14 protein-coding genes are annotated in these 16078 nt (G+C 64.9%); 6 read left to right on the plus strand and 8 right to left on the minus strand.

Translation table 11 applies throughout. The features are described 5' to 3' along the window. Positions 1 to 65: 65 nt before the first annotated feature. Positions 66 to 776 (minus strand): response regulator transcription factor, encoded by a 711-nt coding sequence (locus OKW44_RS31650; RefSeq protein ID WP_018420105.1) that lies wholly within the window; start codon positions 774 to 776, stop codon positions 66 to 68. Positions 777 to 1005: 229 nt separating this feature from the next. Between OKW44_RS31650 and OKW44_RS31655 the strand changes: the two genes are divergently transcribed. Genes OKW44_RS31655 through OKW44_RS31665 form a run of 3 tightly spaced genes read left to right on the plus strand, consistent with a single transcriptional unit; the run spans position 1006 to position 3775 of the window. Further along, a complete protein-coding gene (locus OKW44_RS31655; RefSeq protein WP_018420106.1) occupies positions 1006 to 1284 on the plus strand; it encodes a hypothetical protein in 279 nt (92 codons plus the stop codon). Between the two features lie 18 nt (positions 1285 to 1302). Next, positions 1303 to 3117 (plus strand): aminopeptidase P family protein, encoded by a 1815-nt coding sequence (locus OKW44_RS31660; protein ID WP_026225721.1) that lies wholly within the window; start codon positions 1303 to 1305, stop codon positions 3115 to 3117. A 34-nt stretch (positions 3118 to 3151) separates the two neighbouring features. Then, positions 3152 to 3775 (plus strand): HAD family hydrolase, encoded by a 624-nt coding sequence (locus tag OKW44_RS31665; protein WP_018420108.1) that lies wholly within the window; start codon positions 3152 to 3154, stop codon positions 3773 to 3775. A gap of 14 nt (positions 3776 to 3789) precedes the next feature. On the opposite strand, the gene OKW44_RS31670 is transcribed toward OKW44_RS31665, so the two are convergent. From OKW44_RS31670 to ychF, 7 genes are all read right to left on the minus strand, one after another. Next, entirely contained in the window at positions 3790 to 4914 is a 1125-nt protein-coding gene (locus OKW44_RS31670) for a DUF748 domain-containing protein (RefSeq protein ID WP_018420109.1), read from the minus strand. 156 nt (positions 4915 to 5070) lie between these two features. Further along, positions 5071 to 6735, minus strand: a complete 1665-nt coding sequence (gene ettA, locus OKW44_RS31675) for an energy-dependent translational throttle protein EttA (protein WP_018420110.1) — start codon at positions 6733 to 6735, stop codon at positions 5071 to 5073. A 232-nt stretch (positions 6736 to 6967) separates the two neighbouring features. Then, entirely contained in the window at positions 6968 to 8056 is a 1089-nt protein-coding gene (locus tag OKW44_RS31680) for a sn-glycerol-3-phosphate import ATP-binding protein UgpC (protein WP_018420111.1), read from the minus strand. A 50-nt stretch (positions 8057 to 8106) separates the two neighbouring features. Next, a complete protein-coding gene (gene ugpE, locus OKW44_RS31685; RefSeq protein ID WP_018420112.1) occupies positions 8107 to 8952 on the minus strand; it encodes a sn-glycerol-3-phosphate ABC transporter permease UgpE in 846 nt (281 codons plus the stop codon). Further along, a complete protein-coding gene (gene ugpA / locus OKW44_RS31690) occupies positions 8949 to 9833 on the minus strand; it encodes a sn-glycerol-3-phosphate ABC transporter permease UgpA (RefSeq protein WP_018420113.1) in 885 nt (294 codons plus the stop codon). Before ugpA ends, ugpE begins: the two co-directional genes overlap by 4 nt. Positions 9834 to 9905: 72 nt before the next feature. Beyond that, positions 9906 to 11231, minus strand: a complete 1326-nt coding sequence (gene ugpB, locus OKW44_RS31695; protein ID WP_018420114.1) for a sn-glycerol-3-phosphate ABC transporter substrate-binding protein UgpB — start codon at positions 11229 to 11231, stop codon at positions 9906 to 9908. 670 nt (positions 11232 to 11901) lie between these two features. Next, positions 11902 to 12996 (minus strand): redox-regulated ATPase YchF, encoded by a 1095-nt coding sequence (gene ychF / locus OKW44_RS31700; RefSeq protein WP_018420116.1) that lies wholly within the window; start codon positions 12994 to 12996, stop codon positions 11902 to 11904. Between the two features lie 269 nt (positions 12997 to 13265). On the opposite strand from ychF, the gene OKW44_RS31705 reads away from it, so the two are divergent. The 3 genes from OKW44_RS31705 (at position 13266) to OKW44_RS31715 (ending at position 15961) form a co-directional block, all read left to right on the plus strand. Beyond that, positions 13266 to 13622, plus strand: a complete 357-nt coding sequence (locus OKW44_RS31705) for a hypothetical protein (RefSeq protein ID WP_018420117.1) — start codon at positions 13266 to 13268, stop codon at positions 13620 to 13622. A 235-nt stretch (positions 13623 to 13857) separates the two neighbouring features. Next, complete coding sequence (locus OKW44_RS31710; RefSeq protein WP_018420118.1) at positions 13858 to 15030, plus strand: UbiH/UbiF family hydroxylase; 1173 nt, start codon at positions 13858 to 13860, stop codon at positions 15028 to 15030. A 205-nt stretch (positions 15031 to 15235) separates the two neighbouring features. Beyond that, positions 15236 to 15961 (plus strand): DsbC family protein, encoded by a 726-nt coding sequence (locus tag OKW44_RS31715; protein WP_018420119.1) that lies wholly within the window; start codon positions 15236 to 15238, stop codon positions 15959 to 15961. The last annotated feature ends 117 nt before the right edge of the window (positions 15962 to 16078 follow it).

The raw sequence follows: 16078 nt of genomic DNA on the forward strand, positions 1-16078 counted from the left end.
GTTCAGCCTCATATTATAGCGTTTCCACGATACTCACATCCTGCCCGCCATATATCCCCCATGCGTCAGTTCGCGCCTGTCAGGCTCTCCGGCGGGATCGCGTCGAGCTGGTAACCGTAACCATAGACCGGCGTCAGCGTGTAGCCAAGCTGCGGGCGCAGTTGCAACTTGCTGCGCACGCGCGACGCGTGGGTGTCGATGGTGCGCGACTTTACGTCGCGGCGGCGGGCCCACACGGTTTCGAGAATATGCGCGCGCGACACCGGCCGCGCGAGATTGTTGAACAACAACAGCGCGAGGCGGAATTCCTTCGGCGTCAGGATCACGGTCAGGTCGCGGAATGTCACGGCCAAATTCGCCGCGTCGAACGTATAGCCGCCGATCACGTCGCGTCGACGGTTGGGCGGCCGCCGTAGGCCCGCACGGCGCTGCAGCGCCTCGATACGCGCGAGCATTTCGGGGCCGCGCACTGGCTTGCTGAGACAGTCGTCGGCGCCGGCATGCAACGCGGCGACGATCTGGCATTCGCGCGGTGCGGTCAGCAGCATCATGACGGGCAGGCCCGGCAGAATGGAGCGCGCGCGCGGGATCACGTCTTCGGCGCAATGGTCGCCGGCCCAACTTTCGGTGATCAACAGGTCGAAAAATTCGTCGGTAGCGCGCTGCAGGAACGTGGCGCTAGTGGTGAAGTGCTGGCACGCGTGGCCGCCGGCGAAAATGAGCCGGTCAACCAGTTTGGCGTGTTGGACGTCGGGTTCGATAAGGGCGATGCGCATGGCGCTGCGTCAGCCTGGCAACGGGCGAAGCATGAGGCGTTTTCGTCAGACTTACAACTTGCCTAAGCACACCCCGATCCCTAAACTCAACCGCTATGCGGAAAGCGCCGTGCTGAACTTGTATAGTTGAGGAGGCAAAAATGCTAGCGTTGGCGGCTCCTTTCGCCTATGAGACGAATCCGAAATTGATCTTGCCGTGTTTGAGCGCCCAGTCTGGAGTCGACGCCTGATGGGTTGGCCGGGCATTCTCCTACTCGGCGCGGTGATCGGCCTCGCGGGCTGGTGGTTGCATCCGCAGCGCCGCGCGAGCCGCGCCCGCTGGTGGGCCGCGCTGTTGGCCGGTGTGCTTGGCACGAGCGTCGCGCGGATGGCCGGCAATGTGACAAGTCTCTTCCATGACGGCGACATGCTCGAATGGCCGGTATGCACCGCCGTCGCGCTCATCGCCGTCGCCGTGACGGTCGGCCTCTTGTCGCGTCAATCAACGCGCCGGTCAATCCGTCGATGAATCCTTGCAGGTAACTCCATGAACGCCCGACTTCCCGAAACCTCCTCCATTCCCGAGCGCCTCGCGAGCCTGCGCGCCGCGATGGCGCGCGAAGGCATTGCCGCTTACCTCGTGCCGTCGGCGGATCCGCATCTGTCCGAGTATCTGCCAGGGCGCTGGCAAGGCCGCCAGTGGCTGTCGGGCTTCACCGGCTCGGCCGGCACGCTGATCGTCACCGCCGATTTCGCCGGCGTCTGGACCGACAGCCGCTACTGGGAGCAGGCGAGTGCGCAGCTCGCCGGCAGCGGTGTCGAGCTGATGAAGATGACCGGCGGCCAGCTCACGACGCCGCATTTCGAATGGCTCGCGCAGAACGTCGCGAGCGGCGGCACGGTCGGTGTGGACGGCGCGGTGCTGGGCGTCGCGGCCGCGCGCGCGTTGAGCGCCGCACTGATCGCGCGCGGCGTGCGATTGCGCACCGACCTCGACCTGTTCGACGCGATCTGGGCGCAGCGCCCGGCGCTGCCCGCCGACGCCGTCTTCGAGCACGCCGCGCCGCAAGCGGGCGTCACACGCGCGGACAAGCTTGCGCAGGTGCGTCGCGCGATGGTCGAGAAAGGCGCGCAGTGGCACTTCATCTCGACGCTCGACGACCTCGCCTGGCTGCTGAATCTGCGCGGCGCCGATGTCAGCTACAACCCGGTGTTCGTCGCGCACGCGCTGATCGGCGTGGACCGGGCGTCGCTGTTTATCGCCGACGGCAAGGTGTCGCCAGCGCTCGCCGAAGTGCTCGCGCGCGACGGCATCAGCGTCGAGCCGTACGCGAAAACCGCCGACGCGCTTGCCGCCCTGCCAGCCGGCAGCACGCTGCTGATCGATCCGCGCCGCATCACGTACGGCTCGCTGCAGGCGGTGCCGTCGTCGGTCAAGGTGGTCGAGGCGGTCAATCCGTCCACTTTCCTGAAGTCGTGCAAGACCGCCGCCGATGCCACGCACGTGCGCGAGACGATGGAGCAGGACGGCGCCGCGCTCGCCGAATTCTTCGCGTGGTTCGAAAGCGCGCTCGGCCGCGAGCGCGTCACCGAGCTGACGATCGACGAGCGTCTGACGGCAGCTCGCGCGCGCCGTCCCGGCTTCGTGTCGCTGAGCTTCGCGACGATCGCGGGCTTCAATGCGAACGGCGCGATGCCGCACTATCGCGCGACCGAGGAGTCGCATGCGGTGATCGAAGGCAACGGCCTGCTGCTGATCGATTCGGGCGGCCAGTATCTGAGCGGCACGACCGACATCACGCGCGTCGTCCCGGTCGGCACGCCGAGCAACGAACAGCGCCGCGATTTCACGGTCGTGCTGAAGGGCATGATCGCGCTGTCACGCGCGCAATTCCCGCGCGGCATCCGCTCGCCGATGCTCGACGCGATCGCGCGCGCACCGATCTGGCAGGCCGGCGCCGACTATGGCCACGGCACCGGTCACGGGGTCGGCTACTTCCTGAACGTGCACGAAGGCCCGCAGGTGATCTCGCACTACGCGCCGGCCGAACCGTGGACCGCGATGGAGGAGGGCATGATCACGTCGAACGAGCCGGGTCTGTATCGGCCGGGCAAGTGGGGCGTGCGCATCGAAAACCTCGTGCTGAACGTGGCCGCCGAAAAAACCGAATTCGGTGACTTCCTGAAGTTCGAAACACTGACGCTGTGCCCGATCGACACGCGCTGCATCGAGCTGTCGCTGCTGCGCGACGACGAGCGCGCGTGGCTCAACGCGTATCACGAGACGGTGCGCACGCGCCTCGCGCCGCATGTGTCGGGCGACGCGAAAGCGTGGCTGGAACTGCGCACGCAATCCATCTGAGCGTAGCGACGACCTTCCCGAAGGAGCGTGGCGCATGGCGATCAAGGCAGTGGTGTTCGATTTCGGCGGTGTGCTCATCGACTGGAGTCCCGAGTACCTGTACCGCGAGCTGATTCCCGACGAAGTCGAGCGCCGCTGGTTCCTCACGCACGTCTGCTCGATGGACTGGGTGATCCGCCAGGATGGCGGTCAGCCGATCGTCGAAGCCACCGACGAGCTGATCGTGCGGTTTCCCGATCACGAACCGCTGATCCGCGCGTTCTATGAGCGCTGGCACCAGATGGTGGCGGGTGTGCTCGACGACGGCATCGCGCTGATGGAAAAGCTCGAAGCGGCCGAGGTGCCGCTCTTCGGGCTGACCAACTGGTCGGCCGAGACGTTTCCGTACGCGTGGGAGCACTATCCGGTGCTGCGGCGGTTTCGCGACATCGTCGTGTCGGGGCGCGTGAAGCTCGTGAAGCCCGACCCGGCGATCTTCGCGGAGATGCGCCGGCGCATCGAACTGCAAATGCCCGGTGTCGAGCCGGCCGAACTCGTCTTCATCGACGACAACGCGAAGAACGCCGAAGCCGCGACGGCGCTCGGCTGGCACGGCGTGCATCACGCGAGCGCCGCGCAAACGGAAGCCAAGCTGCGCGAATTGGGCTTGCCGGTTTGACCTGACCGCCTCCGCTACTGCCCCAGCAGATTCTTCAGCGCATTGCCGAGACCCTTGACGGTCTCGCCCGCACCCTTCGCGACGCCTTCGACGCTGACCCCGAGCGCCTTCGCGAACCCCGCGCCGATGCGCGTGAGGATTCCTTCGCGCACCGAGAACTTCGGATCGCGCAGATCGCCGTCGAGCACGAAATGCAGCGTGATGTCGCCGTTATGCGTCTTCAGCGCCGCGACGGCGGCGCGGGTCGGAATCGACATGAACGTCTCGAGCGGATTGTCGGATTCGGCGAGCTGCAGATTGTGGACCGTCACCGTGCCGGGCGCATGGAGATGATAGTTCCGCACCGTCGATTCGATCGTCATGTCGACGGTGCCGCCCGTCACCTGTGCGCGCGTGCCGGCCTTCTTCAGCAGATACGGATCGAGCATCGCAATATCGACGCCGTGCAGCGTGCTCGTCGTCTGCGAATCGCGGCTGGCGATTTTGATCCAGCCGTCGAACGTCACGGTGCCCGTATGCGCCGGCCCCTTCATCGAGCCGCGAACGCTGACATTGGTCGGTTCGGTAAGCGCCGGCAGATGCAGATGGTCGACGCTCGCGTTGGCGTTGCTGACCGTGACCTTGAACGGCGGCGGCCCGACAGTCATGTCGTAGAAATGGAAGTTGCCGTGTTCGAAGCGGATATGGTCGACCAGCTTTTCGCGCGGGATCGGCGGCGCCGTGCCGGAGTTGCCCGGCTGATCGCCGCGGTTCAGCGATTCGCGCAGGTTCGGCAGCAGATTCAGCGAGCCGTCCTTCGTGCGTAACACGGCCATGTCGAAGCCGCGCACGACGACCTCGCGGATATGCATGCGCCGCGCGATCAGATCGCGCACGTCCGGGGTGATCGTGATTTCGTCGGCGCGTAGCGGTTCGCCCGCTGGCCAGCCAGGCGGCGCCTTTAGCACAACGTGGGTGAGGTGTACCGAGGTGAGGCCGACGTCGATACTGTCGGCGCTGCCAAGCGGCCCGAGCGCCGCGCTGACGCGATTCTTGACTTCCTGTTGCGCGAATTGCGTCGCGCCGATCGCGGTCAGAATCAACGCCAATAGCGTTGCCCCCAGGACGACGATCCAGCGCCTGACCCTCGACATCGCCATGCCTGTCTCCTCGTCACCGCATCGCGCGGCGTGGTGTTGACCGTCTGTCGCGTGCGCGAGACTTTCACGCGCGCCTCCATCTAGCGACGGTCAGCAACGCGCATGCCCCGCGGCCCGTCCGGCATTACGCCAGACGGGCCGTCGTCCGCCCGCTTCTTAACGCGAGATCGGCTTGTAGCGCAGGCGCTTCGGCCGCGCGCCTTCCTCGCCGAGACGCGCGCGCTTGTCCGCTTCGTATTCCTGGTAGTTGCCGTCGAAGAACGTGACTTGCGAGTCGCCTTCGAACGCGAGGATATGCGTCGCGATGCGATCGAGGAACCAGCGATCGTGCGAAATCACGAGCACCGAGCCCGCGAATTCGAGCAGCGCGTCTTCGAGCGCGCGCAGCGTTTCGACGTCGAGGTCGTTCGACGGTTCGTCGAGCAGCAGTACGTTGCCGCCCGCGATCAGCGTCTTCGCCAGATGCAGACGACCGCGCTCGCCGCCGGACAGATTGCCGACGATCTTCTGCTGGTCGCCGCCCTTGAAATTGAAGCGGCCGATATACGCGCGCGACGGCGTTTCGTACTTGCCGACCGTCAGCACGTCGGCACCACCCGAGATTTCCTCGAACACGGTCTTGGTGCCTGCGAGCGCTTCGCGGCTCTGGTCCACGTAAGCGAGCTTGACGGTCGGACCCTGCACGATTTCGCCCGAATCGGGTTGCTCGCGGCCGGTCAGCATACGGAACAGCGTCGACTTGCCGGCGCCGTTCGGACCGATGATGCCGACGATCGCGCCGGCCGGGATCTTGAAGCTGACGTTATCGAGCAGCAGCCGGTCGCCGTACGACTTGCTGACGTTCTTGAACTCGATCACTTCATTGCCGAGGCGGTCGCCGACCGGAATGAAGATTTCCTGCGTTTCGTTGCGCTTCTGATAGTCCTGGCTGTTCAGTTCCTCGAAGCGCGCGATACGCGCCTTCGACTTCGCCTGGCGGCCCTTCGGGTTCTGGCGCACCCACTCGAGTTCCTTCTTGATCGCCTTCTGGCGCGCGGACTCCGACGCTTCTTCCTGCTTCAGGCGCTCTTCCTTCTGATCGAGCCAGCTGCTGTAGTTGCCCTTCCACGGAATACCGTGGCCGCGGTCGAGTTCGAGAATCCACTCGGCGGCGTTGTCGAGGAAGTAGCGATCATGCGTGACGGCGACCACGGTGCCCGGGAAGCGTGTCAGGAACTGCTCGAGCCATTCGACCGATTCCGCGTCGAGGTGGTTGGTCGGCTCGTCGAGCAGCAGCATGTCGGGCTTTTGCAGCAGCAGCTTGCACAGCGCGACGCGGCGTTTTTCGCCGCCCGACAGATGCTCGATCTTCGCGTCCCATGCCGGCAGGCGCAGTGCGTCGGCGGCGATTTCGATCTGCTGCTCGGCGCTGCCGTCGGTTGTTGCGAGGATCGCTTCGTACTTCGCCTGCTCGGCGGCGAGCGCATCGAAGTCGGCGTCCGGCTCCGCGTAGGCCGCGTAGATCTCGTCGAGCTTCTTCTGCGCGTTGAACACGTCGCCGAGGCCTTCCTCGACCGCTTCACGCACTGTTTTCTGCGGATCGAGTTGCGGCTCCTGCGGCAGATAGCCGATGTTCAGGTTCGGCATCGGTGTCGCTTCGCCTTCGATCTCCGTGTCCACACCGGCCATGATGCGGATCAGGGTCGACTTGCCCGAGCCGTTCAGGCCGAGCAGGCCGATCTTCGCGCCGGGGAAGAACGATAGCGAAATGTCTTTCAGGATCTGGCGCTTGGGCGGCACGATTTTGCCGACCCGGTTCATGGTGAAAACGTATTGGGCCATTTGCTTGCAGTAGACGTTGACGACGCCGGCCGCGTGCGGGCGGGCAGTCGGGGGTGAATGGGTAATCGGTGTGAGGGCCGGGCGGAACACCCGGCGCCGGCCGGCGCGGCGTCGGATTCGACGGCGCTGCCGCGCGCGGCATGTGGTTCAGGTGGCATTGTACTTCGCGGCGAGGGCCGGGCGGCAGGGGAGTTCCGGCGGCGGGCCGCCGTCGCGGCGCTCCGGGGACGTCTCAGTTCGCGCGTCGTCCAGTCGCCGGATCGAAGAAGTGCAGATGCTGCGCGGGCAGCACGACCTGCAGCGCCTCGCCGGCCGCGGGACGATGCGCGTGAGGCAGCCGCGCGGTCACATCGTGCTTGCCCCAGCGGCCGTGCGCGAGATTGTCCGCGCCGAGAATTTCGCAAGAATCGACGCTCAGTGTCGCGAACGGTGCGTTGGCCGTGCCCGGGCTCAGATGCTCGGGGCGAATGCCGAGCGTCCACTCGCGGCCTGTCGCGACTTCGCGGCCGATCGACGGCACGCCCGCGAGCGGCAGCTTCGGGCCGTTGCCGGCGACGTCGAAGGTCGAGCCGTCTTCCGAGACACGGCCTTCGAGCAGGTTCATCCCCGGCGAGCCGATGAAGCTCGCGACGAACAGGGTGGCCGGCCGCTCGTAGACTTCGGTCGGCGCGCCGATCTGCTCGGCGTGGCCCTGGTTCATCACGATCACGCGCTGCGCCAGCGTCATTGCTTCGATCTGATCGTGCGTGACGTACAGACTCGTGGTCTTGAGGCGCGCATGCAGGCGCTGGATTTCGAGGCGCATCTGCACGCGCAGACGCGCGTCGAGATTCGACAGCGGCTCGTCGAACAGAAACACCGCCGGCTCGCGCACGATCGCGCGGCCCATCGCGACGCGCTGCCGCTGCCCGCCCGACAGCTCGCGCGGCTTGCGCTGCAGCAGCGCGCCGAGCTCGAGAATCTGCGCGGCGGCTTCGACGCGTTTCGCGATCTGCGCACGATCGACGCCCGCGATTTTCAGCGCGTAACCCATGTTCTCGGCCACGCTCATATGCGGATACAGCGCGTAGTTCTGGAACACCATCGCGATGTTGCGATCCTTCGGCTCCAGCTCGTTGACGACCTTGCCGGCGATCGAAATGCTGCCGTCGGAGATGCGCTCGAGCCCGGCGACCATTCGCAGCAAGGTCGATTTGCCGCAGCCGGACGGGCCGACCATGACGACGAATTCGCCGTCGGCGACGTCGACGTCGATGCCGTGCAACACGAACTGTTTGCCGTCGTAGGTTTTCTTAACGCTTTGCAGAGTCAGTGCAGCCATGCCGTTCTAGCCTTTGATTTTGAGTGCTTGGCGCAGTCCGCCATACCGGATCATTTTTCCGAATCCACGAGGCCGCGCACGAACCAGCGCTGCATCGTCAGCACGACGACGAGCGGCGGCAGCATCGCGAGCAGCGTGGCCGTCATCACCAGATGCCATTCGGTCGCGGTATCGCCCGAGGCGATCATCCCCTTGATGCCGATCACCGCGGTGATCAGCGACTGCTGGCTGGTGATCAGGATCGGCCACAGATACTGGTTCCAGCCGTAGATGAACGTGATCACGAAGAGCGCCGCCATCGTGGTCCGCGACAGCGGCAGCACGACGTCCCAGAAGAAGCGCAGCGCGCCCGCGCCGTCGATGCGCGCGGCTTCCATCAGCTCGTCCGGCAGCGTCTTGAAGAACTGGCGGAACAGGAACGTCGCGGTCGCCGACGCGATCAGAGGCAGCGTCAAACCGGTGTACGTATTGCTCAGATGCATCGACGACACCACCTGCACGGTCGGGAAAATCCGCACTTCGACCGGCAGCATCAGCGTGATAAAGATCAGCCAGAACGCGAGCGTGCGAAACGGAAAGCGGAAGTAGACGATCGCGTACGCGGAGATCATCGACACGGCGATCTTGCCGATCGCGATGACGAGCGCCATCACGAGGCTGTTGAACAGCATGCGATTGAACGGCGCCGCGGCGTTGCCGGTGCCCTGCGTCCAGATCGTGACGATGTTCTCGAACAGATGCGTGCTCGGCACGAGCGACAGCGGCACCGTGAACACCTCGTGCTCGCTCATCGTCGCCGCGCAGAACGCGACGTACACCGGAAACACCACCAGCGCGACGCCGATGATCAGCACCGCGTGACAGAACAGGTCGAAACCGCGTCGGTTCTCGATCATGAGTATTGAACCCTGCGTTCGATGAAGCGGAATTGCACGACGGTCAGCGCCACGACGATGATCATCAGCACGACCGACTGCGCGCCCGAACTGCCGATGTCGAGCCCCTGGAAGCCTTCGGCGAAAATCTTGTAGATCAGCGTGCGGGTGGCCTGGCCTGGGCCGCCGCCGGTCGCCGCGTCGATCACGGGAAAAGTGTCGAAGAACGCGTAGGTGATGTTGATCACCAGCAGAAAGAACGTGGTCGGCGACAGCAGCGGCAGGGCGATGCCGAAGAAGCGGCGCACCGGACCGGCGCCGTCGATCGCGGCCGCTTCGATCAGCGAGCGCGGAATCGCCTGCAGGCCCGCATAGAAGAACAGGAAGTTATAGCTGATCTGCTGCCACACCGACGCGAGCACGACGAGGAACATCGCCTGACCGGGCTTCAGCGCGTGATTCCACACGATGCCGTGTTTCGCGAGCGCATACGTGACGAGGCCGATGCTCGGGTTGAACAGGAACGACCACAGCACCGCGGCGATCGCGGGCGCGACCGCGTACGGCCAGATCAGCAGCGTTTGATAGGCCTTCGCGCCGCGCGTCACGCGATCCGCGCAGACCGCGAGCAACAGCGATATCACGAGGCCCGACACGGTGACGAGCGTGCAGAATACGATCGTCGTGTTGAACGACGCCAGATACAGCGGGTCGGCGAACAGCTGTTTGAAGTTCGCGAGTCCGACGAACGCGCTCGACGTACCGAACGCGTCCTGGGTTTGCGACGATTGCCAGAGCGCGACGCCCGCCGGCCACAGGAAGAACACGAGCGTGATGAGCAGTTGCGGCGCGACGAGCAGGTAGGGCAGCGCGCTGGTGCCGAAGTAGGAGCGCTTTTCCATCGGGATGTCCAGAGTGTGCTGCAACGACGGGTTCCCGCGCGGGAGCGCCGGAACCCTGCCTGCAGGCGATGCTTAGTTACCGGCCTTTTCGAAGCGGCGCAGCAGGTCGTCGCCGCGCGCGACGGACGAGTCGAGCGCCTGTTGCGGCGTCTTCGTGTCCGCCCACACCTGCTCGAGTTCTTCGTCGATCACGGTGCGGATCTGCGGCATGTTGCCCAGACGCAGGCCCTTCGTGAACGGCAGCGGCGGCTTGTTCAGCATCTGGCGGATCGCGGTGTCGCTGCCGGGATTCTTGTCGTAGAAGCCCTGCTGGCGCGTCAGGTCATACGCGGCGGTCGTGATCGGCAGATAGCCGGTGTCCTGATGCCACTTCGCGGCGACTGGCGCCGTGGCCAGATAGGCGAGGAACTTCGCGACGCCCTTGTAGACGGCCGGGTCCTTGCCCGACAGCACCCACAGGCTCGCCCCGCCGATGATCGCGTTCTGCGGCGCGCCCTTCACGCTGTCGTCGTACGGCATCATGCCGGTGCCGAAGTTGAACTTCGCGTATTTCTTGATCGTCGCGAGCGAGCCTGACGAGTTCGTGATGATGCCGCAGTCGCCGCTATAGAACTTCGACACCGGTTCGTCCTTGCGGCCGACATAGGTGAACGTGCCGTCCTTCGCCATGTTCTGCAGGAACTGGATGTGCGCGACCTGCAGCGGCTTGTTGAATTCGAGCTGCGCGTCCATGCCGTCGAAGCCGTTGTTACGCGACGCGAACGGCGCCGCATGCCACGCGCTGTAGTTCTCGAGCTGAATCCAGCTTTGCCAGCCCGACGAGTAGCCGCACGACATGCCCGAGGCCTTCAGCTTCTGCGCATCGGCGTGCAACTCGGCCCAGGTCTTCGGCGGCTGGTTCGGATCGAGGCCAGCCTTCTTGAACGCATCCTTGTTGTAGTACAGCACCGGCGTCGAGCTGTTGAACGGCATCGAGATCAGTTCGCCGGTTTTCGAGTCGCTGTAATAGCTCGCGATGGTCGGCACGAAGGCTTTCTGATCGAGCGGCAGGCCCGCGTCCTTGAATACCTGCGTGACCGGGACGATGGCTTTCTTCGCCTGCATCATCGTCGCGGTGCCGACTTCGTAGACCTGCAGGATGGCCGGCGCGTTGCCGCTGCGATAGGCAGCGATGCCGGCGGCGAGGGTCTGGTCGTAGGTGCCCTTGAACACGGGCACGATCTTGTAGTCGTTTTGCGATTTGTTGAAGTCGTTCGCGATGTCGTTCAGACGTTCGCCCAGTGCGGCTTCCATGGCGTGCCAGAACTGGATTTCGGTCGCGGCGTGAGCCGCCTGGCTGACGCCGATGCTCAATACAGCGGCGACGGAAAGTGAACGGAACAGCGGCTTGTAATTCATCGTTTTTGTCTCCGGTTCGGAAGGGGCGCGGACGCGAATCGCGCGATTCTATTTGTGTTCGATGACATTCCGGCGGCGGCGCGCCGGAAGCCGAAATTTAGCATTGGCTGTCAGGGAAAAGAAATAAACGGGAATCTATTCGGGAAGATCACGGGTGATCTCGGGCCACGGCGCGGGCAAAAACAATCGCCTCATGCAGCACGTCCGATCGGTCGGGCCGATACCTGAAGCGTCGTACACGTTTGGGTCGCCAAGGCAATCCCATCATGTCGGAGCTTTCGCCATGCCATTGACGCCTAATCCGGGAACGCACACTTTCGGCAGGGACGCCTTTCTTCATGCATGGCGACAGCAAGAGTCATCCGGGTAGCGCATCGAATGCGTTGGCGAGAAATCCCGCAGCTGTGCTGAAGGTCGTAGACCCTGTCGAGGGCGACAGTCACATTCTCGCGATATCGCGTGTGTGCGGCATTCCGTTTATTGACGATGCGCCGAAAAACTACAAGGCCAAAGCGTTGCACGCTGTTTCGGCGGTCACGACTGCAAATCCGCACATCAAGGCCCGTTGTCTCGACGCATTGCGGAAATCGTAGCGCGCAAACAAAAAAGCCCGCAACCCCTGAGGGTTCGCGGGCCTTAATCGCGCAGCGCAGTTTGCGCTGCTTCGCGCTCACACGTTGAACAAAAAGTTCATCACGTCGCCATCATGCACGACGTATTCCTTGCCTTCCGCGCGCATCTTGCCGGCTTCCTTCGCGCCTTGTTCACCCTTGTAGGTGATGTAGTCGTCGAAGCTGATCGTCTGCGCGCGGATGAAGCCGCGCTCGAAGTCGGTGTGGATCGCGCCGGCTGCCTTCGGCGCCGTGTCGCCGACGTGGATCGTCCATGCGCGCACTTCCTTCACGCCGGCCGTGAAGTAGGTCTGCAGGCCGAGCAGCTTGAAGCCCGCGCGGATCACGCGGTTCAAGCCCGGCTCATGCATGCCCATGTCGGCGAGGAAGACTTCCATGTCGGCTTCGTCGAGGTCGGCGATTTCCGCTTCGACCGCCGCGCACACGGCCACGACCGGCGCGCCTTCCGCGGCCGCGAACTTCGTGATCGCGTCGAGGTGCGGGTTGTTCTCGAAGCCGTTTTCCTTCACGTTGGCGACGTACATCGTCGGCTTGGCGGTGATCAGACAGAACGGCTTGAGCGTGGCCTTTTCTTCATCGGTCAGATCGAGCGCGCGGACCGGCTTCGCCTGGTCGAGCTGCGCGCGGACCTTCTCCAGCACCGCCGCGTTCTTCACGGCTTCCTTGTCGTTGCCCGACTTGGCCGCCTTGGAATAGCGCGCGAGCGCCTTCTCGACGGTGGCGAGGTCGGCAAGCGCGAGTTCGGTGTTGATCACCTCGATGTCCGACAGCGGATCGATCTTGTTCGCGACATGAATCACGTTGTCGTCTTCGAAGCAGCGTACGACGTGCGTGATCGCGTCGGTTTCGCGGATGTTCGCGAGGAACTGGTTGCCGAGGCCTTCGCCCTTGCTCGCGCCGGCCACCAGTCCGGCAATGTCGACGAACTCGACCACGGCCGGCAGGATGCGCTCCGGCTTGACGATTTCGGCGAGCGCTTTCAGCCGCGCGTCCGGCACCTCGACGATGCCGACGTTCGGCTCGATCGTGCAGAACGGGTAGTTTTCGGCGGCGATGCCCGCCTTGGTCAGCGCGTTGAACAGGGTGGACTTGCCGACGTTGGGCAGGCCGACGATGCCGCATTTGAGGCTCATGGAAATCCTTCACTGAATCAGTAGGTTGCGTGATGCGCTCGACGCTGCGCGCGGATTCGGAAAGCCTTCGCGTAAAGTGGGACGCGGCAGGCTCAGCGGAGCGGACAAAGCACCGAATCGGGGCGTTGGCTCGACGATTGAGTGCGAGTTTTCACGGAAAGCGCAATTGTAACCCGTTCGCCCGCGCGGACCCGCCGGCGCATTGGCGCGAAGCCACTGTAGAATCGTCAGGTCAGAGCCGGCAGAGCCCCAATTTCCGGGGGAGCAGCGTGGGAATCATCAGATGGGTTGGGGTCGGCGTCGTCGCCGCGGTCGTGGTGGGCTCGGTCGCGACATGGGTCGCGCCGAATTTCGACGAAGCGCAGGCCACCACGGACCGGCAGACCATCGATTGTTTGACGACCCACCTGTCGCACGAAGATTACGCCGACATCGCGCGGTTCGCCGATAAGAACGACTACGACTCGCTGTGGCGCGTGTTCCCCGACTGCGCGGTACGCGGCGATCAGCGCGATCGCAAGGCGGAGCTCGAGGCGGCCACGTGGCGCAACCTCTCGTCCGACCGCGACTTCATGCGCATGCGCGAGGCGAACGCGGCGCTCGCGGCAAGCGCCGCGACGCACTAGCACGACGCATCGAGGCCGCGCGGCCACCCGCCCGGGAGGCAAATGCGCGTGGCCGCCGACGCGTGAAGTGCGGGTTGCGCCAGCGGTCGGCATCAGACTCGCGCAGACCCGCCGACAACCTCAGGCTGTGACCCCAGACACCCTGTCCGGCACGAGCCCGCGACACCCCGAGCACAGAGCCCAACGGCCGCGCTTGTCGATCCGTCCCCCGCACCCCGGCGGCTATAATGCGCGCATGAACGCACACCATCAGACCTTTGATGCCGCCGTGATCGGCGGCGGGCTCATCGGCAAGACCGCGGCGCTCGCGCTCACGCAAGCCGGACTGCGCGTCGCACTGCTCGCGCAGCCTTGCGCGGCGCTGCCCGCCGGTGCTGTCTTCGACTCGCGCGTCTATGCGTTGTCGTCGAGTTCGCAGGCCTTGCTCGAACGGCTGCGGGTGTGGCAGGCGCTCGATCACACACGGCTCGGTCCCGTCTACGACATGCGCGTCTACGGCGACGCGCATGCCGAGCTGCATTTCTCGGCGTTTCAGGCATCGGTACCGCAGCTTGCGTGGATCGTCGAGTCGTCGGTGATCGAGCGCGCGCTCGATGCCGCGCTGCGCTTCCAGCCGAACCTCACGTGGATCGACACGCGCGCGCAGGCGCTCGATTTCTCCGTCGACAACGCGAGCGTCGGCCTCGCGAACGGCAGCGTGCTCGAAGCGGATCTGGTAGTCGGCGCGGATGGCGCGCATTCGTGGGTGCGCGCGCAGATCGGCTCGAAGATGGTGCGCCGCGACTACAGACAGATCGGTGTGGTCGCCAATTTCAAGGCTGCGAAGCCGCACGGCGAAACCGCGTATCAGTGGTTCCGCGACGGCGAGATCATCGCGTTGCTGCCGATGCCGGACGGCCACGTGTCGCTGGTCTGGTCGGCCCGCACCGAACACGCCGAGCAGTTGCTCGCGCTCGATCCCGAGCGGCTCGCCGCCGAAGTCGAGCACGTGAGCGGTGAACAGTTCGGCGCGCTCGACTGCGTGACGCCCGCGCAGGGCTTCCCGCTCGCGTTGCAGACCGTGGACCGGCTCGTCGCCCCGCGTGTCGCGCTGGTCGGCGATGCCGCGCATCTGATCCATCCGTTGGCAGGACAGGGCATGAACCTCGGCTTGCGCGACGTCGCCGCGCTCGCGAGCACGATCGGCGGCAAGGAGTCGTTCCGCGACCTCGGCGACATGGTGCTGCTGCGTCGCTACGAACGCGCGCGCCGCGAAGACATTCGCGCGCTGATGATCGCCACCGACGGCCTGCAGAAACTGTTCTCGGTGCCCGGTCCGCTCGCGCGCGCCGTGCGCAATACCGGCATGGCGTTCGTCGGCGCGCAGCCATTCATCAAGCGCTGGCTCGTGTCGGCCGCGCTGGGGTAAACCGCAACGAGGCGTCGGGCGGATCGCCGATGGCCGGTCACGGGCGCCCGGGACAGGTATCATGACCGGATCGACGCGCTGCGATCCGCCCCTTATCCGACCCCCGATCGAACCTGATCTAGCCTGATTGAACAGATAGGCGGCCGAAACTCGCGGCCGGAACGTAAAAAACGCGCAGGTGCGCGACTGACTCCAGGACTCCAGCATGAAAAAGACCTTCCGCATCGCCGTCGCCGCGCTCGCGATCGGTGCCGCTACGCTCGGCTGCTCGGCGCAGGCCGACCAGACCACCGACAAGCTCAAAGCCACCTTGCAAACCCGTCTGTCCGACGTGACGATCAAGGGCGTGTCGAAGACGCCGATCGCGGGTCTGTACGAAGTGAATCTCGGCACGCAGATCATCTACAGCGATGCGAGCGGCGACTACCTGATGCTCGGCGACATGGTGGACTCGAAGACGCGCAAGAATCTGACCGAGGCACGCCTGTCGGAAACCAACCGTATCGACTTCGCGAGCCTGCCGTTCGGCAACGCTGTGAAGGTCGTGCGCGGCAACGGCGCGCGCAAGATCGCGGTGTTCTCCGATCCGAACTGCCCGTACTGCAAGCAGCTCGAAAAAACGCTGCTGTCGATCGACAACGTGACGGTCTACACGTTCCTGTACCCGGTGCTGTCGCCCGATTCGACGGCCAAGTCGAAGTCGATCTGGTGCTCGGCCGATCGCGCGAAGGCGTGGGAATCGTGGATGCAGGACCGTCAGGCGCCGACCGCCGCCGCCACTTGCGACACCGCCGCGATCGACAAGAATCTGGCGCTCGGCCGCTCGATGAACGTCGAGGGCACGCCGACGGTGTTTCTCGCGGACGGTCGCCGCCTGCCCGGCGCGGTGCCGGCAGATCGGCTCGACAAGGAACTGTCGGCCGTGCACTGAACAGCGCGCTGGCCACAGCGCCACGCACGCCCCGGGCGTGCAACAGATGCAAGGTTCGAACTGAAGGAGGCGCACGCAGCGCCTCCTTTCGCATCGAGCCCCGAACTTCTCCGCCTC

Origin of the sequence: Paraburkholderia lebeckiae (genome assembly GCF_050436325.1) — a bacterium.
In the GTDB taxonomy this organism is placed as follows: domain Bacteria; phylum Pseudomonadota; class Gammaproteobacteria; order Burkholderiales; family Burkholderiaceae; genus Paraburkholderia; species Paraburkholderia tuberum.